Annotated in this window: 18 protein-coding genes and 1 riboswitch; of the genes, 10 read left to right on the top strand and 8 right to left on the bottom strand. The window is 56.5% G+C overall.

What is annotated here, in order from left to right:
• Positions 1–15 precede the first annotated feature (15 nt).
• Positions 16–1,125 (bottom strand): maltose/maltodextrin ABC transporter ATP-binding protein MalK, encoded by a 1,110-nt coding sequence (malK, locus tag CRO87_RS14540; RefSeq protein WP_097163659.1) that lies wholly within the window; start codon positions 1,123–1,125, stop codon positions 16–18.
• Positions 1,126–1,496: 371 nt separating this feature from the next.
• Here malK and malE point away from each other — a divergent pair, with 371 nt between their 5' ends.
• The 3 genes from malE to malG all read left to right on the top strand — a co-directional run bounded on the left by malE (position 1,497) and on the right by malG (position 5,259).
• Entirely contained in the window at positions 1,497–2,687 is a 1,191-nt protein-coding gene (malE, locus tag CRO87_RS14535) for a maltose/maltodextrin ABC transporter substrate-binding protein MalE (protein ID WP_097163658.1), read from the top strand.
• A gap of 123 nt (positions 2,688–2,810) precedes the next feature.
• On the top strand, positions 2,811–4,355 hold the full coding sequence (gene malF / locus CRO87_RS14530; RefSeq protein WP_097163657.1) for a maltose ABC transporter permease MalF: 1,545 nt from the start codon (positions 2,811–2,813) through the stop codon (positions 4,353–4,355).
• 13 nt (positions 4,356–4,368) lie between these two features.
• Positions 4,369–5,259: a maltose ABC transporter permease MalG gene (malG, locus tag CRO87_RS14525; RefSeq protein WP_097163656.1), complete on the top strand. Its 891-nt coding sequence runs from the start codon at positions 4,369–4,371 to the stop codon at positions 5,257–5,259.
• A gap of 87 nt (positions 5,260–5,346) precedes the next feature.
• On the opposite strand, the gene psiE is transcribed toward malG, so the two are convergent.
• From psiE to yjbE, 5 genes are all read right to left on the bottom strand, one after another.
• A complete protein-coding gene (gene psiE / locus CRO87_RS14520) occupies positions 5,347–5,757 on the bottom strand; it encodes a phosphate-starvation-inducible protein PsiE (protein WP_014068487.1) in 411 nt (136 codons plus the stop codon).
• Between the two features lie 258 nt (positions 5,758–6,015).
• On the bottom strand, positions 6,016–8,112 hold the full coding sequence (locus CRO87_RS14515; protein ID WP_097163655.1) for a YjbH domain-containing protein: 2,097 nt from the start codon (positions 8,110–8,112) through the stop codon (positions 6,016–6,018).
• On the bottom strand, positions 8,112–8,849 hold the full coding sequence (locus CRO87_RS14510; RefSeq protein ID WP_097163654.1) for a capsule biosynthesis GfcC D2 domain-containing protein: 738 nt from the start codon (positions 8,847–8,849) through the stop codon (positions 8,112–8,114). Before CRO87_RS14510 ends, CRO87_RS14515 begins: the two co-directional genes overlap by 1 nt.
• Positions 8,846–9,484, bottom strand: a complete 639-nt coding sequence (locus tag CRO87_RS14505) for a YjbF family lipoprotein (RefSeq protein WP_097163653.1) — start codon at positions 9,482–9,484, stop codon at positions 8,846–8,848. The genes CRO87_RS14510 and CRO87_RS14505 overlap by 4 nt, the downstream gene beginning before the upstream one ends.
• A 63-nt stretch (positions 9,485–9,547) precedes the next feature.
• Positions 9,548–9,790 (bottom strand): exopolysaccharide production protein YjbE, encoded by a 243-nt coding sequence (gene yjbE, locus CRO87_RS14500; RefSeq protein WP_097163652.1) that lies wholly within the window; start codon positions 9,788–9,790, stop codon positions 9,548–9,550.
• A gap of 501 nt (positions 9,791–10,291) precedes the next feature.
• Between yjbE and CRO87_RS14490 the strand changes: the two genes are divergently transcribed.
• Positions 10,292–11,713, top strand: coding sequence for an L-fucose/L-arabinose isomerase family protein (locus CRO87_RS14490; RefSeq protein WP_097163650.1), 1,422 nt, complete (start codon positions 10,292–10,294; stop codon positions 11,711–11,713).
• Between the two features lie 146 nt (positions 11,714–11,859).
• Here CRO87_RS14490 and pgi read toward each other — a convergent pair whose 3' ends face one another.
• Positions 11,860–13,506, bottom strand: coding sequence for a glucose-6-phosphate isomerase (gene pgi / locus CRO87_RS14485; protein ID WP_097163649.1), 1,647 nt, complete (start codon positions 13,504–13,506; stop codon positions 11,860–11,862).
• 171 nt (positions 13,507–13,677) lie between these two features.
• On the opposite strand from pgi, the gene CRO87_RS14480 reads away from it, so the two are divergent.
• The 6 genes from CRO87_RS14480 to CRO87_RS14455 all read left to right on the top strand — a co-directional run bounded on the left by CRO87_RS14480 (position 13,678) and on the right by CRO87_RS14455 (position 19,272).
• Positions 13,678–15,465, top strand: a complete 1,788-nt coding sequence (locus tag CRO87_RS14480; RefSeq protein ID WP_097163648.1) for a sodium:proton antiporter — start codon at positions 13,678–13,680, stop codon at positions 15,463–15,465.
• A gap of 57 nt (positions 15,466–15,522) precedes the next feature.
• Positions 15,523–15,717, top strand: a riboswitch (Lysine riboswitch).
• A 78-nt stretch (positions 15,718–15,795) separates the two neighbouring features.
• Positions 15,796–17,157: a lysine-sensitive aspartokinase 3 gene (lysC, locus tag CRO87_RS14475; RefSeq protein WP_097163647.1), complete on the top strand. Its 1,362-nt coding sequence runs from the start codon at positions 15,796–15,798 to the stop codon at positions 17,155–17,157.
• 93 nt (positions 17,158–17,250) lie between these two features.
• Positions 17,251–18,192, top strand: coding sequence for a ketopantoate/pantoate/pantothenate transporter PanS (gene panS, locus CRO87_RS14470; RefSeq protein WP_097163646.1), 942 nt, complete (start codon positions 17,251–17,253; stop codon positions 18,190–18,192).
• A 185-nt stretch (positions 18,193–18,377) separates the two neighbouring features.
• A complete protein-coding gene (locus CRO87_RS14465) occupies positions 18,378–18,710 on the top strand; it encodes a type II toxin-antitoxin system RelE/ParE family toxin (protein ID WP_097163645.1) in 333 nt (110 codons plus the stop codon).
• Positions 18,688–18,969: an addiction module antidote protein gene (locus tag CRO87_RS14460; protein ID WP_097163644.1), complete on the top strand. Its 282-nt coding sequence runs from the start codon at positions 18,688–18,690 to the stop codon at positions 18,967–18,969. The genes CRO87_RS14465 and CRO87_RS14460 overlap by 23 nt, the downstream gene beginning before the upstream one ends.
• Positions 18,970–18,999: 30 nt before the next feature.
• Complete coding sequence (locus CRO87_RS14455) at positions 19,000–19,272, top strand: DUF3811 domain-containing protein (RefSeq protein ID WP_097163643.1); 273 nt, start codon at positions 19,000–19,002, stop codon at positions 19,270–19,272.
• Between the two features lie 48 nt (positions 19,273–19,320).
• Here the strand turns inward: CRO87_RS14455 and rluF are convergent, their stop codons facing one another.
• Entirely contained in the window at positions 19,321–20,214 is an 894-nt protein-coding gene (rluF, locus tag CRO87_RS14450) for a 23S rRNA pseudouridine(2604) synthase RluF (RefSeq protein WP_097163642.1), read from the bottom strand.
• Positions 20,215–20,231 lie beyond the last annotated feature (17 nt).

Genomic DNA, 20,231 nt, shown 5'->3' with positions numbered 1-20,231 from the left:
CTTTTGTTATGGGATTTAAACGCCCGGTTCTTTGTGCAACCGACGACATGCAGTGCCATCCTCACGGAACAGATGGCAACGCTCTGGCGGCAGACCGATAGCGAATGTGGCTCCCTCTTCTACCAACACCACGTCATTCTGGCGGTATACCAGGTTCTGACGGATGGCGGGGATCTGGATATGAATTTGCGTTTCGTGACCAAGCTGTTCGACGACCTGAACCACGCCTTCCAGAGTGACATCGGCGATGTCGCTTGGCAGAAGATGCTCAGGACGAATACCTAATGACATGTTGGCGCCCACCTGCACGCCGGTACTTTCCACCGGCAGCCAGATTTGCTGACGGTTGGGCAGTTCCACCTGCACCTGCTCGATGGCGGTGGCGGTGACCTTCACCGGCAGGAAGTTCATCTTCGGCGAGCCGATAAAGCCCGCGACGAAGCGGTCTGCCGGGTAGTGATAGAGTTCCAGCGGTTTGCCGACCTGCGCCACGCGCCCGGCGTCCAGCACCACGATTTTGTCGGCGAGCGTCATCGCTTCAACCTGATCGTGGGTGACGTAAATCATCGTGCGGCCCAGGCGCTTGTGCAGGCGTGAAATCTCAATGCGCATCTGCACGCGCAGCGCAGCGTCGAGGTTCGAAAGCGGTTCATCGAGCAAGAACACGCGCGGTTCCGCCACCAGCGTACGGCCAATCGCCACGCGCTGGCGCTGACCGCCAGAGAGCGCTTTCGGCTTGCGCTCCAGCAGGTGAGCGAGCTGCAATACTTCGGCAACCTGGGTCACGCGCTGATTAATCAGCTCTTTCTTCGCGCCCGCGAGTTTCAGGCCAAAAGACATGTTTTCCGCAACGGAAAGGTGGGGATACAGCGCATAAGACTGGAACACCATGCCGATGCCGCGTTCAGCAGGCGGCGTGTCGTTCATGCGTTTTTCACCAATCATCAGCTCCCCGCTGGTGATGGTCTCCAGCCCGGCAATCATTCTCAGCAGCGTGGATTTACCGCAGCCTGACGGCCCGACAAACACCACAAACTCTCCCTCATGGATGTCGAGATTGATGTCTTTCGACACCACCACGTCACCCCAGGCTTTGGTTACATTTCGCAGCTGAACGCTCGCCATCCCCTTCTCCCTTCGTTACAACCTGTCACTAACGGAAATACTCAAGATGGGCTGACTATGCGCGTCTAATAACTTTCATGAATCCTCCACCCCCTGCCTTTTTAATGGGGGAGGAGACGGGAGGATGAGGGGGACGGGTCTGAGCCCACATTTGGCGCGCTCTGGCGAAAATCGTGATGTACGCGGCAAAAAGCGGCGTCATTTTGTGTGCGCCATGACTCATAACTTAAATTTATGCAACGCAGATCACACAAACTGGGGGTGGGGCGTAGTGGCGGGGAGGATGGAAAGAGGTTGCTAAGAAAGGAAACTCAACGACGTTAAAGCCACCAGGCGTATCCACGAGCACATCACCAAACAGGACGGGATATATGAAAATCAAAACTGGCGCACGCATCCTTGCGCTGTCTGCATTGACCACGATGATGTTTTCCGCTTCTGCCCTCGCAAAAATTGAAGAGGGTAAGCTGGTTATCTGGATCAACGGCGATAAAGGCTATAACGGCCTCGCGGAAGTCGGGAAGAAATTCGAGAAAGATACCGGCATCAAAGTCTCCGTGGAGCATCCGGACAAGCTGGAAGAGAAATATCCGCAGGTTGCAGCGACTGGCGACGGCCCGGACATCATCTTCTGGGCGCATGACCGTTTTGGTGGCTACGCGCAGTCTGGCCTGCTGGCTGAAGTGACGCCGGACAAAGCCTTCCAGGACAAACTCTATCCGTTCACCTGGGATGCGGTCCGCTACAACGGCAAGCTGATTGCCTACCCAATTGCGGTCGAAGCGCTCTCCCTCATCTACAACAAAGACCTGGTGCCAAACCCACCGAAAACCTGGGAAGAAATTCCTGCGCTGGATAAAGAGCTGAAGGCGAAAGGTAAATCTGCGCTGATGTTCAACCTGCAGGAGCCGTACTTCACCTGGCCACTGATTGCCGCCGACGGCGGGTACGCGTTCAAATTTGAGAACGGCAAGTACGACGTGAAAGATGTGGGCGTGGACAGCGCGGGCGCGAAAGCAGGCCTGACCTTCCTGGTTGACCTCATCAAAAACAAACACATGAACGCGGATACCGACTATTCCATCGCCGAAGCGGCCTTCAACAAGGGCGAAACCGCGATGACCATCAACGGTCCGTGGGCGTGGTCGAACATCGACAAGAGCAAAATCAACTACGGCGTAACGATGCTGCCGACCTTCAAAGGCAAAGCCTCTAAACCGTTCGTGGGCGTGCTGAGCGCGGGCATCAACGCCGCCAGCCCGAACAAAGAGCTGGCGAAAGAGTTCCTCGAAAACTACCTGCTGACCAACGATGGTCTGGCAGAAGTGAACAAGGATAAGCCGCTGGGTGCCGTAGCGCTGAAAACTTACCAGGAGCAGCTGGAGAAAGATCCGCGCATCGCCGCCACTATGGCGAACGCCCAGAAAGGTGAAATCATGCCTAACATCCCGCAGATGGCCGCCTTCTGGTACGCCACCCGCACCGCGGTGATCAACGCCGCCAGCGGTCGTCAGACCGTCGATGCTGCGCTGAAGGATGCTCAGGGTCGTATTACTAAGTAATGCTTTTATCCCCTCTCCCTTTTAGGGAGAGGGCTAGGGTGAGGGTCGGCAGCTATCCCCTCACCCCGGCCCTCTCCCCTGAGGGGAGAGGGAGAACAGAATAAGTTGTAGAGGAAGATCCCCATGGATGTCGTTAAAAAGAGTCACTGGTGGCAAAGCGAAACGCTGAAGTGGTCCGTCATCGGACTGCTGGGCCTGCTGGTTGGCTACCTTATTGTTTTAATGTACGCCCAGGGGGAGTACCTGTTCGCCATCATGACGCTGATTTTAAGCGCTGTTGGCCTCTATATTTTCGCCAATCGTAAAGCCTACGCGTGGCGCTACGTCTATCCGGGCATGGCCGGGATGGGCCTGTTTGTCCTGTTCCCGCTGATTTGCACCATCGCCATCGCCTTCACCAACTACAGCAGCACCAACCAGCTGACCCAGGAGCGCGCGCAGCAGGTGCTGATGGACCGCTCTTATCAGGCGGGCAAAGCCTATAACTTCGGCCTGTACCCTGCGGGCGATGAGTGGAAGCTGGCCCTGACCGACGGCGACAGCGGCAAGAATTACGTCTCCGATGCGTTCAAACTCGGCGGCGAACAGAAAATCGCGCTGAAAGAAGCGGATGCCCTGCCGGAAGGCGAACGTGGCAACCTGCGCATCATCACCCAGAATCGCCAGGCGCTGAACCAGCTGACCGCGATCCTGCCCGATGACAGCAAAGTCATTATGAGTTCGCTGCGCCAGTTCTCCGGCACCCGCCCGCTGTATACCGAAGGCGAAAAAGGCGAACTGACCAATAACCAGAGCGGCGTGAAGTATCGCCCGAACAACCAGATCGGTTTCTATCAGTCGGTGAACGCCGACGGCAACTGGGGCGACGAGAAGCTGAGCCCGGGCTACACCGTCAGCATCGGCTGGGATAACTTCACCCGCGTCTTCACCGACGAAGGCATTCAGAAACCGTTCTTCGCCATTTTCGTCTGGACGGTGGTGTTCTCAGTGCTGACCGTGCTGCTGACCGTCGCCGTGGGCATGGTGCTGGCCTGCGTGGTGCAGTGGGAATCGCTGAAAGGCAAAGCCATTTACCGCGTGCTGCTGATTCTGCCCTACGCCGTGCCGTCGTTTATCTCAATTCTGATTTTCAAAGGGCTGTTCAACCAGAGCTTCGGTGAAATCAACATGATGCTGAGCGCACTGTTTGGCATCAAACCGGCCTGGTTCAGCGACCCAACCACCGCCCGTTCGATGATCGTCATCGTCAACACCTGGCTCGGCTATCCGTACATGATGATCCTCTGCATGGGCCTGCTGAAAGCGATTCCGGACGATCTGTATGAAGCCTCGGCAATGGACGGCGCGGGTCCGTTCCAGAACTTCTTCAAGATCACGCTGCCGCTGCTGATCAAACCGCTGACGCCGCTGATGATTGCCAGCTTCGCCTTTAACTTCAACAACTTCGTGCTGATTCAGCTGTTGACCAACGGTGGCCCGGACCGTCTCGGCACCACGACGCCTGCGGGTTATACCGACCTGCTGGTGAGCTACACCTACCGCATCGCCTTCGAAGGCGGCGGTGGCCAGGACTTCGGTCTGGCGGCGGCAATCGCGACGCTTATCTTCCTGTTGGTGGGTGCGCTGGCGATTATCAACCTCAAAGCCACCCGCATGAAATTCGATTAAGGGAGAATTCGACATGGCAATGGTTCAACCGAAATCGCAAAAGCTGCGCCTGTTTATTACGCACCTGTTATTGCTGATGTTTATCGCCGCGATCATGTTCCCGCTGCTGATGGTGGTCGCCATCTCGCTGCGTGAGGGCAACTTCGCCACCGGCAGCCTTATCCCGGATCAAATCTCCTGGGAGCACTGGAAGCTGGCGCTCGGCTTCAGCGTCGAACACGCCGACGGTCGCGTCACGCCGCCGCCGTTCCCGGTGCTGCTGTGGCTCTGGAACTCCGTGAAAATCGCGGGCATTACCGCAGTGGGCATCGTGGCGCTTTCCACTACCTGCGCCTACGCCTTCGCCCGCATGAAGTTCCCGGGCAAAGCGACGTTGCTGAAAGGGATGCTGATTTTCCAGATGTTCCCGGCGGTGCTTTCCCTGGTGGCGCTGTATGCCTTGTTCGACCGCCTCGGCCAGTACATTCCGTTTATCGGTCTGAACACGCACGGTGGGGTGATCTTCGCCTATATGGGCGGTATCGCGCTGCATGTGTGGACGATCAAAGGCTATTTCGAAACCATCGACGGCTCGCTGGAAGAAGCCGCTGCGCTGGATGGCGCAACGCCGTGGCAGGCCTTCCGCCTGGTGCTGCTGCCGCTGTCGGTGCCGATTCTGGCCGTCGTCTTTATTCTGTCGTTTATCGCCGCCATCACCGAAGTGCCGGTCGCATCCTTGCTGCTGCGCGACGTGAACAGCTACACCCTGGCGGTCGGCATGCAGCAATATCTCAACCCGCAAAACTACCTGTGGGGCGACTTTGCCGCCGCGGCGGTGCTCTCCGCCATCCCTATTACCGCCGTGTTCCTGCTGGCTCAGCGCTGGCTGGTGAATGGCCTGACCGCAGGCGGTGTAAAAGGCTGATTTTCATCGTTATACCCTGTGTAAGTAATGCCACTGTTATCCTCATACTTGTGACTGTTGTTAGGCGCTCTTCGGAGCGCCATTTTTTTATTCCCGCTTCAGCCGCTTCGAATTACACAGCCAAAGGGTGATAACCAACAGCAGGATCGCCGCAGAGTAGATCAGAACATCGAGAGGGGATTTGTGATCGACGATGATCAGCCGCACGATGGCGGTGATCCCGATATAGACAAAATAGCGCAGCGGAAAGTGAAAACCGGACTGAAAGTACTTCACAATCAGGGCGATAAATTCGAAATAGAGGAAGTAAACCACCAGCCCTTCCACCAGCTCATACTTGCTGGTTTGCTCCGGGGCGAACAGCACGTCCGCCAGATGGACGGTTTCTTTCCCGAGAAAGACCACCAGGATCAGGCCGAGGCTGAGCAAGCCCAGGTTGAGGACGGTCTGCAAAATAGTGGAGATAAACTCTACGCGAGGACGAGTGAGCGACGTCATACAGCACCTCCTTCATCAGGGCGAGATCTCTGTATAGCGTAAAAATGTGACGGGGATCTATATTTTTTGCTTATTTTTTGTGCAACCGGAGCGGGTATTTTCCCTCTCCCTAGCCCTCTCCCAAGGGAGAGGGAACAGAATAGAGCGGATTGCTTTACTCCCTCTCCCTAGCCCTCTCCCAAGGGAGAGGGAACAAAATAGAGCGGATTGCTTTACTCCCTCTCCCTCTGGGAGAGGGTCGGGGAGAGGGCAACGCAACTAGCGGAAATTCAAACTCTTGTCACTCGTCATGTCATACAGCTGGAACTTACGCCCAAGCTGCTGACCGCCGTCGCGGGTGAGCGGCGTCCAGCCAATCGCTGCGCGGCTGCGGGTCGGGCCAGACGAGAAGAGATCCAGCGGCACGGAAACATACACGCCTTTGGTGAAGTCGCCCTCGCCATACTCCTGCGCAGAAACGTTGGTAATGGTCGCGTAGGCGCCGACCACCACGCCGCTGTCGAAGTGCTTCGACACCTCAAGCGTGCCGCCCTTATCGCCTGCAAGATACTGGCCGACGCTGGCTTTAATCAGCACATCCTGGGCGAACGGCGGCGTCCAGTAGGCTGCAAGATTGCCGACTTTCGCGCTGTAATCGGTGAATTTCATCATGTCCATCGAGCTGCGCCAGTCACGCTGCTTCACGTAGTTGGCATCAATCCCTAACGCCCAGTTGCTGTCGACCGGACGCCACAGCACTTCCGCGCCCACGCCGCCGTACATGGTTTCCAGATAGCCGCCGTACACCTGACCGTAAAAATCATTCCCCAGATACTGGAAATAGTTCGCCTGCAGGTTGTTCACGTAGACGTCGTTCTCAACGTAGTCACGCACGTGGGTACGCACGCGCGGCAGTGATGAATCGTTCGGCGGATTGGTGTAGTTAAATTTGCCATAGTTGTTGGCGATGTTGCCGAACAGGCTGCCGGTGGTCAGCAGATGGTCGGTGACCCACCAGTCGGCGGTAGCCATCACGCCGAGCTGGTACATGTAGAAGCTTTCCGGGCCGCCAATCGACTGGCTGAGTATCGGGTCGATATGGAAATCAAAGCTGGATTTGTCGATGTACCAGCCCTGCTCGGTTTTCTCCGGCACGATCGGCGTTTCGCGTTTCTGCACCAGCTCCGTTTCCTGCCCCAGCGGTTCACCTTCCAGATGGCGCTTCAGGCTGGCAACGTTGGTTTCGGTCGTCACCTGCGGCATGTTCAGACGGTTTTCGGTAATGCGAATCGTTGAAATGCCATCAGGCAGATCGTTCATGATGATGCGGTTTGCACGCTCGATACCCTCACGTGAGTCGCGGTATTTTACCTGCTCGCCCGTGACGTACAGCGTGTCGCCTTTGGCCTGAATTTTCGGATCGGCGAGTCCGGCGTTGTATTTGAGCAGCGTCAGCTGATTGGCCACCACCGAGTGTTGCAGGATAGCATCCTGCGGCTCTGGCTGATATTTCGGCCGCGGGTTGTCATTATACGATGGACGCAAATCGTTGAAGTTAGTGCGCATCGTCACGCCGAACATAAAGGTGTTACCGCGCTCGTAGCTAAGGTTAACGTCGGCCCAGTCGGTCACGCGGTAAATGGCCCCGACGTTAAACTTACTTTTCTGTTCGAGCTTGCCGGCAAAGTCCTGACTGTAGTCGTTGCCCTCATACTCCAGCTTCAGGCGCAGCGGCTGCCAGGGCGTCTGGTACTCCACGCCGCCGAACAGGGAGGTCGGGCCGTGGAACATCTGACTGCTGTCCATCGATCCCGCCTGGCGATAGCTGTTATTGCGATAGCAGAATTTTTCGTCGTAGCTGCAAAATGGGTTCTTTACGTTACCGCTGGTGCCGAGGTAACCCCAGCCAAGCCCCAGGCTGAAATCAAACGGTCCCCAGGCTTTGTTCGCCACCACGTACTCTGCGTCGAACAGGCCTGTCCCGCCGATATCCCTTGCCCCCACGGACACCTGCGGCAGCCAGTAGCTCTCTTCCCACAGGCGTAATTTCAGGTCGAAGGCTTTGTCTTTATAGGTCTGATCGCCGGAGAAAGATTCGACGTTGCTGTAGGCCTTTGTGCGCACGTCGGTGTAGCGCAGTGTAGTTTCCAGCCACGGGAAAAGTTGCACCGAGGCGGAGTAGTAGCGGTACTGATCGTTATCGCGATAGTTCAGGCTCAGCTCACCCTCGCGCGCCATACGCGCCGTGGGCGTTTGCAGCAGGCCAACGCCGCCAAAATCAGACTGTGAAGGCCCAATGGGCGCCGGGTATGTTTCCGCATGACAGGCCGCGCTGACGCCCAGCGCCAGCAGGCTGTAGAGAAATCTGTTTTTCATTATTCCGGGATCCGCTGTGCAAGGGCCCGAAGAAGCGCGGCGTTCAGGTCGGCATACTTCTTCGTCCAAAGTGAGTCGGCGAAACCGACGAAAATGATGCTGCCTGGCATAGGTTCGATGTGGCGCTTGTTCCAGTAAGCCACCGGGGCCTTTTCACGGCGTCCGTCGGGATAGACCACCCACGCGTAGCTGCGGTCGGCACCGCTCAGCAGGTCCATGCCGTCGAGGTAATCCGTCACGTCTTTTTCAGGGACAAACGCTGTTTTTCCCGGACGGCTGACCAACCCAAAAACGGTGATGGTCGCAGGCTGCTGATTGACCCACAGGCTGTAATGCCCTTCCAGCGGCGGGTTTCTCTGCCGTCCCAGTCGGACCCTGTCCGGGTCGAGGCTGACAAACTGTCGGCCCGTCACGTTCAGCGCCTCAAGCTGCTGGCGCAGGCCACGAGTCGCGGCGGCATCCTCGCCACTTTCGTCGGCAGCCAACGCGTCCAGCTGAGCCAGCAAAGCCAGTTTCTGCTGCTGCGCCACGGCGCTGGCCTGCTTTTCAGCAATCACGGCGCCAGGCCACCAGCTGTTTGCCAGCCGCGGCTGCGCCACCAGATCCCCAAGATGGGCGGCGTCAGTGAGCGTTTTTGGCGTCTTCGCACCGTCGATGTAGACGTCAACGGTGCCCGCAGCAAACGCCAGTGGCGCAACAAGTAGCACCGTCAGCGCGGCAAGAAATGTTGTTTTCATGACTTCGCCGCCTTAATCAACGTGGTTTTCACCGGGAAGAAATGGGCCCCCAGGTATTGTTCGGACCGACGAATCTGCCCGTCGCTGTCGATCCAGAAGCGGTTCTGCCAGTGAGCCTGGTCGGTGCTTGCCTCTTCCACCAGCACGCGGACCGCGGTCCGATCACCCGCAAGCGTCAGGGTATCGGTGCCGTCCCAACGGAAGGTCGATCGGACGGTGGCGTAACGCACCTTCTGGTGCTCCGTCCAGCCCATCGTGCGGGTCCAGCTTGCACCATCGACAATCTGATTCGGTTTCAGCAGCGGATCGGCATCCAGGTTGTTGACGCTGATAAGGTTGTCACCGCCGAGCAGGGTTTTAACGATGCGCCCGTGCTGCGTCACGAGGGTCGCCCGGTCCTGAGTCACCCACTTCTGCTGACCGTTTTCATCGAAGGCGAGCACCACAAAAAGCTGTGGGCCGTTATTGAGCTGCATGTACTGGCTGGCGTAGGGCATGTCCCTGATGTCGTCGGCGGTGAGCTGTACGCCCGGCGTGCCAAACAGGCTTTGCCAGAGCGATTTGCCAAGCCCCTGGGTGCTGGCGGAACAGGCCTGAAGCAACAGGCAAAGAGTGACAATAAGGGGTCGCTTCACGACGCTTCTCCGAAGGGGCAAAATAACCACACCGAAGTGTGGTTAGGGTTAAACCCGCGAGACTTAACGGGTGCTTGTGGTTGTGGTGGTCGTGGTTCCGGTATTGGAGCCATCACCACTACCGGTCGCCGCCAGTGCGACCCCCACGGCCGAACTTACGGCGCTGGCGCTGGTGGCGGCAGAACTGCCCGCGGACACCGACGTCGCTGCCGACCCTGCCGCTTCACCGGTTTCCACCGGAGCCGCGAAAGCAGAAGTCGCCGCAAGCGCAGAAATGGCAAAAATGCCATACAGTGCTTTTTTCATTGCTATTTCCCTTCATTGGTTGAATGAATGGAGAATCACCTGAGAAATTCAGGCGCCATCGAGTATACACAACTGAAACCGCTGAATTACGGCACAGGAAATAAGCAGGCGGGTTTTAGGACTAGAGGAATAAAACAGAATAAATACGTTTTACTAAATCATTTACCTCTTTAAATTCAAACAACTACAAATTGCACACCCTCAAGATAATCCTAAAAATAAAAATACCAGCCAGAAGTCACAATCATTTTTAGGATTAACCTGAACAATGCGGAGAGAATAACCAGCAGGCTTTCGTTCATTTATTTCCCTAAAATTTAAAGGGGGAAGTATTTCATTTTCTCGCTGGTGAACAGGGGCAAATAAGCAATCTGCGATCCGGATTCGCCTCTCCTCTGCCACAGTGCCACCCTCCGCTTTTCACTGTCCATCAGCAACAGGTTTACCGCGGTTGCCCCGCGTAAAGTGACGGCATTCCGTTGCCCTGTTCTGAGGATCCCCATGAAAACATTTACCGTTGGTTTGTTCGGCATTGGTCTGGATACGTACTGGCCGCAGTTTCACGGCCTGCGTGAGCAGCTTGAAGGCTATCTCGGCCAGGTGGAAAACCGCCTGCAAGGTCAGGAGGTCCAGGTGGTGAACGCCGGGTTGGTCGATAATCCGCAAACAATGGACGCTGCCACCGCGCAGTTTTCGGAACAGCGCGTTGATGCGCTGGTGCTGTATATCACCACCTACGCGCTGAGTTCGGCCGTACTGCCGCTGGTGCAACAGCTCAACGTGCCGGTGCTGATCCTGGCGCTTCAGCCAGAGAAAAAAGTGCCCTGTTCAACCATCAATCAGCTTGAAGATCGCGGCGAGCGCACCGGGCAGTGGCTGGCACATTGTCAGGCCTGCAGCGCGCCGGAGCTGGTGAACGTTCTCCAGCGGGCCAATATCGGCCACACGCTGGTACCGGGCTATCTCGACGATCCGCAAGCATGGCAGGAAATCAACAGCTGGCTTGCCGCCGCCGCCGTTGTAAAAACACTGAAAACAACCAACGTCGGCGTGCTCGGCCACTATTACAACGGCATGTATGACGTCTATTCGGACATGACCAACCTGTCGGCCAAATTTGGCGTGCGTTTCAAGGTGCTTGAAGTGTGCGAGCTGGTCGCGTCGCTTCCTTCAGCGTCAGACGCTGAGCGTCAGCAGAAACGCACCGAGGTGTTTGAAGCGCTGAGCGTTGACCCGTCCTGCGAGGAGTACGAATTACAGCGCGCCGTGGCCACGTCTGTCGCGCTGGATAAGCTCGTGGCGAAGCATCAGCTGGGTGCGATGGCGTATTACTACGAAGGCGCATCCGGTTCAGCGCAGGAGAACATCATTACCTCGGTGATCCTCGGCAATACGCTGCTGACGGAGCGTGACATTCCCGTCGCGGGGGAATGCGAGATCAAGAACGTGATTGCGATGAAAATCCTCAGCCTGCTGAAGGCGGGCGGCTCGTTCTCTGAGCCTTACGGCATTGATTTTGAAAACGACACCGTGCAGTGGGGCCATGACGGTCCGGCGCATCCGCTGATGTCCGCAAACAAGGTGCGGCTGGTGCCGCTGCCGGTGTATCACGGCAAGCCGGGGAAAGGCGTATCGATTCAGATGACCGTCAAACCTGGCCCGGTGACGTTTTTATCCGTGGTGGAACATCGTGACGGCAGCGTGACGCTGCAGTACGCCGAAGGGGAGGCCGTGCCGGGCGACGTGCTGGATATCGGCAACACCAACAGCCATTATCGCTTTGCACTTTCCGCACGCGAGTTTACCCGCCGGTGGTGCGAAGGCGGCCCGGCGCATCATTGCGCGATCGGGATGGGTCACGTTGGCGAAAAACTGGAGGCCGTGGCGAAACTTTTGGGGGTGAAGAGTTTGCGGATTGGATGACGAACGGTTCCCTCGCCCCTCTGGGGAGAGGGTTAGGGTGAGGGGAACAAGAGCTGTGCGGCCTGATGCCCTCACCCCGACCCTCTCCCACTGGGAGAGGGTGCAAACACTAAAAAGGCTTCTCCGAGAGAGAAGCCTTTTGCTGTTTATTTCCAGGCTTTATAACGGTTAATCAGGCCGTTGGTGGAGCTGTCGTGGCTGCTGACGTCTTTATCGTCGGTCAGCTCTGGCAGAATGCGGTTCGCCAGCTGTTTGCCCAACTCAACGCCCCACTGGTCGAAGGTGAAGATGTTGAGGATTGCGCCCTGAGTGAAGATTTTGTGCTCATACAGCGCAATCAGCGCGCCCAGGCTGAACGGTGTGATTTCACGCAGCAGAATGGAGTTGGTCGGGCGGTTGCCTTCGAACACCTTGAACGGCACTACGTGATCCAGCGTGGCAGGATCTTTACCCTGATCGCGGTATTCCTGTTCAACCACTTCACGGGACTTACCGAACGCCAGCGCTTCAGTCTGCGCGAAGAAGTTAGACAGCAGCTTCGGATGGTGATCGGAAAGCGGGTTGTGGGTGATCGCCGGGGCAATAAAGTCACAAGGAACAATTTTGGTGCCCTGGTGAATCAGCTGATAGAACGCATGCTGACCATTGGTGCCTGGTTCGCCCCAGATGATCGGGCCAGTCTGGTAATCCACGGCGTTGCCGTTACGGTCAATGTATTTACCGTTGGATTCCATATTGCCCTGCTGGAAGTAGGCCGGGAAGCGGTGCATGTACTGGTCGTACGGTAGGATAGCTTCGGTTTCAGCGCCAAAGAAGTTGTTGTACCAGATGCCAATCAGCGCCAGCAGAACCGGCAGGTTTTTTTCCGGTGCGGTGGTGGAGAAGTGTTTGTCCATCGCGTGCGCGCCGGAGAGCAGCTCAACGAAGTTGTCGAAGCCCACGGACAGAATGATGGACAGGCCAATCGCCGACCACAGAGAGTAGCGGCCGCCAACCCAGTCCCAGAACTCGAACATGTTGGCAGTGTCGATGCCGAACTCGCCAACCGCTTTACCGTTGGTGGAGAGCGCCGCGAAGTGTTTCGCCACGTGCTTCTGGTCACCGGCGGTGTTCAGGAACCAGTCGCGCGCGCTGTGGGCGTTGGTCATGGTTTCCTGAGTGGTGAAGGTTTTGGAGGCGACCAGGAACAGGGTGGTTTCCGGGTTCACTTCTTTCAGCACTTCGGCGATGTGAGTGCCATCGACGTTAGAAACAAAGTGCATATTCAGGTGGTTTTTGTACGGACGCAGCGCTTCGGTCACCATGAACGGGCCGAGGTCAGAGCCGCCGATACCGATGTTCACAACGTCGGTAATCGCTTTACCGGTGTAGCCTTTCCAGCTGCCGGAGATGATCGCTTCGGAGAAGTGCTTCATCTTTTCCAGCACCGCGTTCACTTCCGGCATCACGTCCTTGCCGTCAACGATGATTGGCGTGTTGCTGCGGTTACGCAGGGCAACGTGCAGCACGGCGCGGTCTTCGGTGCGGTTGATTTTCTCACCGGAGAACATGGACTTGATAGCACCCGCCAGATCTGTCTCTTTCGCCAGCGCCTGTAACTTGTTCAGCGTCTCTTCGGTGATGCGGTTTTTGGAGAAATCCACCAGCATCTGATCGTCAAACGTGGCGGAAAACTTGGCGAAGCGGTCGCCATCTTTCGCGAACAGGTCGGCAATCGACACGTCCTTCATTTCATCATAATGTTTCTGTAATGCCTGCCAGGCAGAGGTCTGCGTTGGATTGATGTTTTTCATAGCAATACTCTTCTGATTTGAAAAATGTGACTTCGGTCGATTGTAGCGCCTGCGGCGCTTTTTGTGATGATTTTTGTGTCATTACGCGTTTCGGCCATCGCTGCGTTATCCTGCATATATCGCCCGACGGACAATCTTCCCTCGCACTAAGCGAATAAGGAAAATAAAAAAATGGAGCTACCTGTCCCGTTTCTGCTGGTCATCATCGCTATCGCTTCTCTGCTGGCCCAATGGCTGGCATGGGGTTTACGTATTCCCGCCATTCTGCCGCTGCTGCTGATAGGCGTCGGCCTTGGCCCTGGATTACATATTCTTGAGCCCGACCTGCTGTTTGGCCCGCTGCTGTTTCCGCTGGTATCGCTGTCGGTGGCCATCATTCTGTTTGAGGGCGCGCTGACGTTGCGCTTCGATGAAATTCGTGGCCTCGGCGGCGTGGTACGCAACCTGGTGACCGTGGGAATGCTTATCACCTTTGCCGTTATTTCGCTGGCCTGCTGGGGCATCCTCGGGCTGACGCCGCAAATTTCTGCGCTCATTGGTGCGGTGACGGTGGTCACTGGCCCGACGGTAATCGCTCCCCTGATGCGCGTGGTACGCCCAACGGCTTCCATCAACCAGGTGCTGCGCTGGGAAGGGATTGTGATCGACCCCGTTGGGGCGATTTTTACCCTGCTGGTGTTTGAATTTATTACCGCAAGCGAAGTCTCCAGCGGCGGCTGGCACCTGCTGCTGATGCTGACGCAAACCCTGGCCACAGGCCTTGTCAGCGGCGCGATTTTTGGTTTCTTGCTCGGCACCGCGCTGAAACGCGGCTGGCTGCCGGGCTATTTGCATAATTTTTCGGTACTCGCGATCGTGCTCCTGACCTTTGGCCTGTCGAACACCCTGGCAGATGAGTCCGGGCTGCTGGCAGTGACGGTGCTTGGCATCTGGCTTGCCAATATGAAAGAGGTCGAAACGGCGGATATTGTGGAGTTTAAAGAGGAGCTTTCCGCCATTCTGCTCTCCGCGCTGTTTATCATCCTGGCAGCCCGGCTGGATATTCAGGCGCTCTGGGCCATGGGCTGGCCACTGTTGCTGCTGTTGCTGGTCGTACAGTTTGTTGCCCGCCCTCTCTGCATTCTGGCCTCAACCTTCCGCTCCGCCCTCGAGTGGCGCGAAAAGCTGCTGCTGTGCTGGATTGCCCCGCGCGGCATTGTCGCCGCCGCGGTCAGCTCGTTGTTCGCGCTGACGCTACAAAAAAACGGCTACGAAGGCGCCGATCAGCTGGTGACGGTCGTCTTCGCCATTATCATCGGCACGGTGGTTTTGCAAAGCCTGACCAGCGGCTGGCTCGCGCGCGGGCTTGGCGTGCAGCAGCGTAAACCGCGCGGTATTTTAATTGTCGGGGCGAATACGGTCGCCCGCACCCTCGCCCAGGCACTGAAAAAACTCGATATTCCCGTCCAGCTCAGCGACAACAGTTGGGAATACTACCGCCTGGCGCGAATGGAAGGCTTGCCGACCTACTACGGCAACGTCTGGTCGGAACATGCCGAAAACTACCTGAATCTGAGTGAAACGCGCCAGGTACTCGCCCTGTCGCCTAATCGCCATCAAAATGCGCTCGCTGTGCTGCATTTCAGGCATATCTTCGGCGAAAAGCGCGTATTCTCCATTCGAACAGGTCAGGAAACCAAAGGCCGGAGCGAAAAAGAGACGAGCCATGAGCGGCTGTTTGATAAAGAAATCACCTGGGCACGACTCAGCAGCCTGCTGGCGAAAGGGGCAGTGGTCAAAGTGACACGGCTGAATGAGAACTTTGGCTGGGAGGAATACCAGCAAGCAAACCCGGGCGCAACTCCGCTTTTTGCCCGCAAAGTGGACGGTGTACTGATGGCGATGAACAGCCAACTCACCCCGCCGCTGCCCTGTACATTGGTGGCGATAGTCGAAAATGAAAAATCGACACCATCGTAACATTGACAACCCCCCTTCAACCCTTTAATTATAATCCCCTACCTGCGCATTCGTGCGCAGGCCAGAAGAGGAGCACCGCCCAGGCGAGGTGTTTGAGGAGCCAGTCCACAGACAACACCTTATGGGGAGCGGTGCCGAGATGGCGGAGCACCTGGCAGTGCTCACCATCGGCTACAGAGGCTGAATCCTCTGGGTTGTCACCGGAAGCGACCCGCAGTCGGGCGCTTCACAAGGTGGAGCGCTTCTGGGTGAACTGTAGCCCTCTACGTTGCCCTTCCGCTCTTCCCTTGTGCCAAGGCTGAGAATTTAATTCCCTGACACGAGGTTGTTATGACACAAGCCGTTTCCCCGCTCGTTGTGGCCAAATTTGGTGGCACCAGCGTTGCCGATTACGATGCCATGAACCGCAGCGCCGACGTGGTGCTTACCGACTCTGGCGCACGCGTAGTGGTGCTTTCCGCCTCTGCGGGCGTCACTAACCTGCTGGTTGCCCTGGCCGAAGGCCTTGAAGCCACCGAGCGCTTTGTGAAGCTCGACGCGCTACGCAAAATTCAGTTCGATATTCTTGAGCGCCTGCAAAATCCGAACGTGATCCGCGAAGAAGTCGAGCGCCTGCTGGAAAACATCACCACTTTGGCGGAAGCCGCTTCGCTTGCCACCTCCACCGCGCTGACCGACGAACTGGTGAGCCACGGCGAACTGATGTCGACGCTGCTGTTTGTCGAAATCCTGCGTGAGCGTAGCGTTGCTGCACAGTGGTTTGACGTACGCAAAGTGATGCGCACCAGCGATCGCTTTGGTCGTGCTGAACCGGACGTTGCCGCCCTGGCTGAGCTCACCGCTCAGCTGCTTGCCCCGCGCCTGGAAGAAGGTCTGGTGATTACCCAGGGCTTTATCGGCAGCGAAGCGAAAGGCCGCACCACGACGCTTGGCCGCGGCGGTAGCGATTATACGGCTGCCCTGCTCGGCGAGGCGCTGCATGCTACTCGCGTAGACATCTGGACCGACGTGCCGGGCATCTACACCACCGACCCGCGCGTGGTGCCTGCCGCACATCGCATCGATGAAATTGCGTTTGAAGAAGCGGCAGAACTCGCCACCTTCGGCGCGAAGGTGCTGCACCCGGCCACGCTGCTGCCTGCAGTACGCAGCGATATTCCCGTTTTCGTCGGCTCCAGCAAAGATCCAAAAGCGGGCGGGACGCTGGTGTGCAAAAAAACCGAAAACCCGCCGCTGTTCCGCGCCCTGGCGCTGCGTCGTAAGCAAACCCTGCTGACGCTGCATAGCCTGAACATGCTGCATTCCCGCGGCTTCCTCGCGGAAGTCTTCGGTATTCTGGCGCGGCATAACATTTCGGTCGATCTGATCACCACCTCGGAAGTGAGCGTTGCACTGACGCTCGACACCACCGGTTCTACAGCCACCAGCGATACGCTGCTGACGCAGTCTCTGCTGATCGAACTTTCCGCGCTTTGTCGCGTGGAAGTTGAAGAGAATCTGGCGCTCATTGCGCTGATTGGCAACGATCTGTCGAAAGCCTGTGGCGTGGGCAAAGAGGTGTTCGGCGTGCTCGAACCGTTCAACATCCGCATGATTTGCTACGGCGCATCAAGCCATAACCTCTGCTTCCTCGTGCCGGGCGGCGAAGCCGAGCAGGTCGTGCAAAAACTTCATCACAATCTGTTTGAATAAAATCCCTTAGCAGGATAAACAATAGATAAGGCCGGGCTCGAACCCGGCTTTTTTATACCTATAAAAAGACAACACAACTTTAAGGAAAACAAGATGCTCGCTAAATTCACGCGGCTGTTCCCGCTCTGGGCCGTGCTGCTCTCTGTCCTCGCCTACAAAACGCCGACAACCTTCACGCCGATTGGCCCGTGGGTCACCACGCTGCTGATGCTGATCATGTTCGGCATGGGCGTTCACCTGAAGCTCGACGACTTTAAGCGCGTGCTGTCACGCCCGGCCCCGGTGGCGGCAGGCATTTTTCTGCACTATCTGGTGATGCCGCTCGCGGCGTGGCTGCTGGCGATGCTGTTCCGGATGCCGCCTGAACTCTCTGCCGGAATGGTGCTGGTCGGGAGCGTCGCCAGCGGAACGGCGTCGAACGTGATGATTTTTCTGGCGAAGGGTGACGTTGCGCTGTCCGTAACGATTTCATCCGTTTCCACGCTGGTTGGCGTGATTGCCACGCCGCTGCTGACGCGCCTGTACGTCGACACTCATATTCAGGTCGACGTGATGGGCATGCTGCTCAGCATTCTGCAAATCGTGGTGATCCCGATTGCGCTGGGGCTGGTCGTCCATCACCTGCTGCCGCGCCTGGTGAAAGCCATTGAGCCTTACCTGCCCGCCTTCTCGATGGTCTGTATTCTGGCCATCATCAGCGCCGTGGTGGCCGGTTCTGCCTCGCACATTGCCTCAGTTGGCTTCGTGGTGATTATCGCGGTGATCCTGCACAACACCATCGGCCTGCTCGGCGGTTACTGGGGCGGACGCCTGTTCGGTTTCGACGAATCCACCTGCCGTACGCTGGCCATTGAAGTCGGCATGCAGAACTCCGGCCTTGCTGCGGCCCTCGGCAAAATCTACTTCGGCCCGCTCGCAGCGCTGCCCGGCGCACTGTTCTCGGTCTGGCACAACCTCTCCGGCTCGCTGCTGGCGGGCTACTGGTCCGGTAAGCCTGTCGAAAAAGAGAAGATTGCGGTGGCGAAGGAGAGCTAACTCGCAGGACATGGCCCCGAGTGGGGCCATGTTTTAGTTCAGTGCGCAACAAACGCTCGTATTGCAAAATGCTGCGTGCAGCTTTCAGACATTACAATTTAAGCCCCCGCATTCCTTTTTCCTGCTTTCCGTCACATCTCTTTCCTTGCACTCTGACCTGTAGTTTATAAAATACAGGAAAGGATATGAAAATTATTCAGCAAACTCCTGTCTATCAGAAATGGGAATCTCGTCTGAAGGACAGAAGAGTGAAGGCGCTTATTGCCGCGCGTATTTTTCGGCTGGCAAACGGGCAGCCCGGAGATGTGAAATCCATCGGCGACAATATTAGTGAAATACGTATTCACTATGGCCCAGGATACCGCATCTATTTTCAAAGACGGAACGACATAATTATCCTGCTACTCTGTGGTGGAGACAAAAGTTCTCAAAGTAATGACATCGTCGCTGCAAAGTATCTCGCCAGAGAATACGAAACAAAAGAGGCTCAGCCCTATGAAAAATCTGACCATTTATGATCCCGCCAGCGCGCTGGTCGATGACGAGTGCATTGCTATTTTCATGAATGATGCTCTGGAAACGGGCGATGCGGCCTATATCGCTGAAGCACTCGGCGTGGTTGCCAGAGCGAAAGGCATGCACGCGATTGCGACAGAAACTGGGCTTTCACGCGAACAGCTTTACCGCTCTTTCAGCAATAAAGGCAACCCAACCCTCAAATCCACCCTCGCAATGATGAAAGCGCTGGGCCTGGAGCTGACAATCAAGAATACTTAACGGCGTCACTCTTCAATCGAGGTAATCATCATGGCAATCGCCCGTCTGACCCAGCAGGACATGACCGAGAAAGAACAACGCGAGCTGAAAACCCTCCTCGACCGCGCCCGTATTGCTCACGGTCGCCCGCTGACGAACGCAGAAAACAATCACCTCAAAAAAGAGTATATCGACAAGCTGATGGCCGAACGGGAAGCCGAGGCGAAGAAAGCGCGTCAGCTGAAGAAAAAGCAGGCTTATAAAACCGATAAAGAAGCGACGTTTTCGTGGTCGGCGAGCACGCCGGTGCGTGGAAGGCGGTAGTGCTTTTTGCCGGGTGGCAGCTCCGCCCCCGGCTATATAACAGAAGGCTTAGCGCCCTTTCTTCTTACGCCCAGGCGACGTAAAGCGCTTACGGTTGGCTAACTCCGCCGGGGTTTTCGCCATATTTTTTGCACCGCTGCTGGCCGGTTTTTTCGCAGGCGTAGCGGCGGTTTTCGGCTTAGCCTTAGCCTTATGTTTGGCTTTTTCCGATTCGTCTTCCGAGGACGAATGCTCAATTAACTTAAACAGATCGATCAGTTCGTCGTCGGTCAGGTCGCGCCATTCACCGAGCGGCAGGCCCTTGAGATTGACGTTCATGATCCTTGTGCGCTCAAGTTTGGTCACTTCAAAACCGAAATGCTTGGTCATACGACGAATTTGACGGTTCAGCCCCTGCACCAGAATGATACGGAACGTGAACGGACCTTCTTTTTTCACTTTACATTTTTTGGTGACGGTACCGAGGATCGGCACACCTGCGCTCATGCCACGAATAAAATCATCGGTGACGGGTTTATCCACCGTAACCAGATACTCTTTCTCATGATCGTTACCAGCACGCAGAATTTTATTCACCAGATCGCCATGGTTGGTGAGGAAAATCAGCCCCTGGGAATCTTTGTCGAGGCGGCCAATCGGAAACACGCGTTTGCTGTGATTAACGAAATTGACGATGTTATCGCGCTCACCATCTTCCGTGGTGCTGATAATGCCGACCGGTTTATTGAGTGCTATCAGCACCAAATCTTCCTCATCACGCGGTTCAATCAGCTGCCCATTGACCTTCACCACATCACCGGCAATAACCTGATCCCCCACCGAGGCACGCTTGCCGTTGATGAACACGTTGCCCTGCTCGATGTAGCGGTCGGCGTCGCGACGCGAGCAAATCCCGCTTTCGCTGATGTATTTGTTTAATCGGGTTGATTGTTCTGGCAGCATAGTTTCTCCTGTAAGCG

The sequence above is a fragment of the Enterobacter sp. CC120223-11 genome (assembly GCF_900215375.1).
In the GTDB taxonomy this organism is placed as follows: domain Bacteria; phylum Pseudomonadota; class Gammaproteobacteria; order Enterobacterales; family Enterobacteriaceae; genus Scandinavium.
This window is presented reverse-complemented; position numbering and strand designations above follow the sequence as displayed.

Bases quoted from the DNA above. Each gene is read 5' to 3' on its own strand.
- lysC (WP_097163647.1), top strand. From the start codon at position 15,796: ATGACACAAGCCGTTTCCCCGCTCGTTGTGGCCAAATTTGGTGGCACC.
- malF (WP_097163657.1), top strand. From the start codon at position 2,811: ATGGATGTCGTTAAAAAGAGTCACTGGTGGCAAAGCGAAACGCTGAAG.
- CRO87_RS14515 (WP_097163655.1), bottom strand. From the start codon at position 8,112: ATGAAAAACAGATTTCTCTACAGCCTGCTGGCGCTGGGCGTCAGCGCG.
- malK (WP_097163659.1), bottom strand. From the start codon at position 1,125: ATGGCGAGCGTTCAGCTGCGAAATGTAACCAAAGCCTGGGGTGACGTG.
- panS (WP_097163646.1), top strand. From the start codon at position 17,251: ATGCTCGCTAAATTCACGCGGCTGTTCCCGCTCTGGGCCGTGCTGCTC.
- CRO87_RS14510 (WP_097163654.1), bottom strand. From the start codon at position 8,849: ATGAAAACAACATTTCTTGCCGCGCTGACGGTGCTACTTGTTGCGCCA.
- malE (WP_097163658.1), top strand. From the start codon at position 1,497: ATGAAAATCAAAACTGGCGCACGCATCCTTGCGCTGTCTGCATTGACC.
- CRO87_RS14455 (WP_097163643.1), top strand. From the start codon at position 19,000: ATGGCAATCGCCCGTCTGACCCAGCAGGACATGACCGAGAAAGAACAA.
- rluF (WP_097163642.1), bottom strand. From the start codon at position 20,214: ATGCTGCCAGAACAATCAACCCGATTAAACAAATACATCAGCGAAAGC.
- CRO87_RS14460 (WP_097163644.1), top strand. From the start codon at position 18,688: ATGAAAAATCTGACCATTTATGATCCCGCCAGCGCGCTGGTCGATGAC.
- psiE (WP_014068487.1), bottom strand. From the start codon at position 5,757: ATGACGTCGCTCACTCGTCCTCGCGTAGAGTTTATCTCCACTATTTTG.
- malG (WP_097163656.1), top strand. From the start codon at position 4,369: ATGGCAATGGTTCAACCGAAATCGCAAAAGCTGCGCCTGTTTATTACG.
- yjbE (WP_097163652.1), bottom strand. From the start codon at position 9,790: ATGAAAAAAGCACTGTATGGCATTTTTGCCATTTCTGCGCTTGCGGCG.
- CRO87_RS14490 (WP_097163650.1), top strand. From the start codon at position 10,292: ATGAAAACATTTACCGTTGGTTTGTTCGGCATTGGTCTGGATACGTAC.
- CRO87_RS14480 (WP_097163648.1), top strand. From the start codon at position 13,678: ATGGAGCTACCTGTCCCGTTTCTGCTGGTCATCATCGCTATCGCTTCT.
- pgi (WP_097163649.1), bottom strand. From the start codon at position 13,506: ATGAAAAACATCAATCCAACGCAGACCTCTGCCTGGCAGGCATTACAG.
- CRO87_RS14465 (WP_097163645.1), top strand. From the start codon at position 18,378: ATGAAAATTATTCAGCAAACTCCTGTCTATCAGAAATGGGAATCTCGT.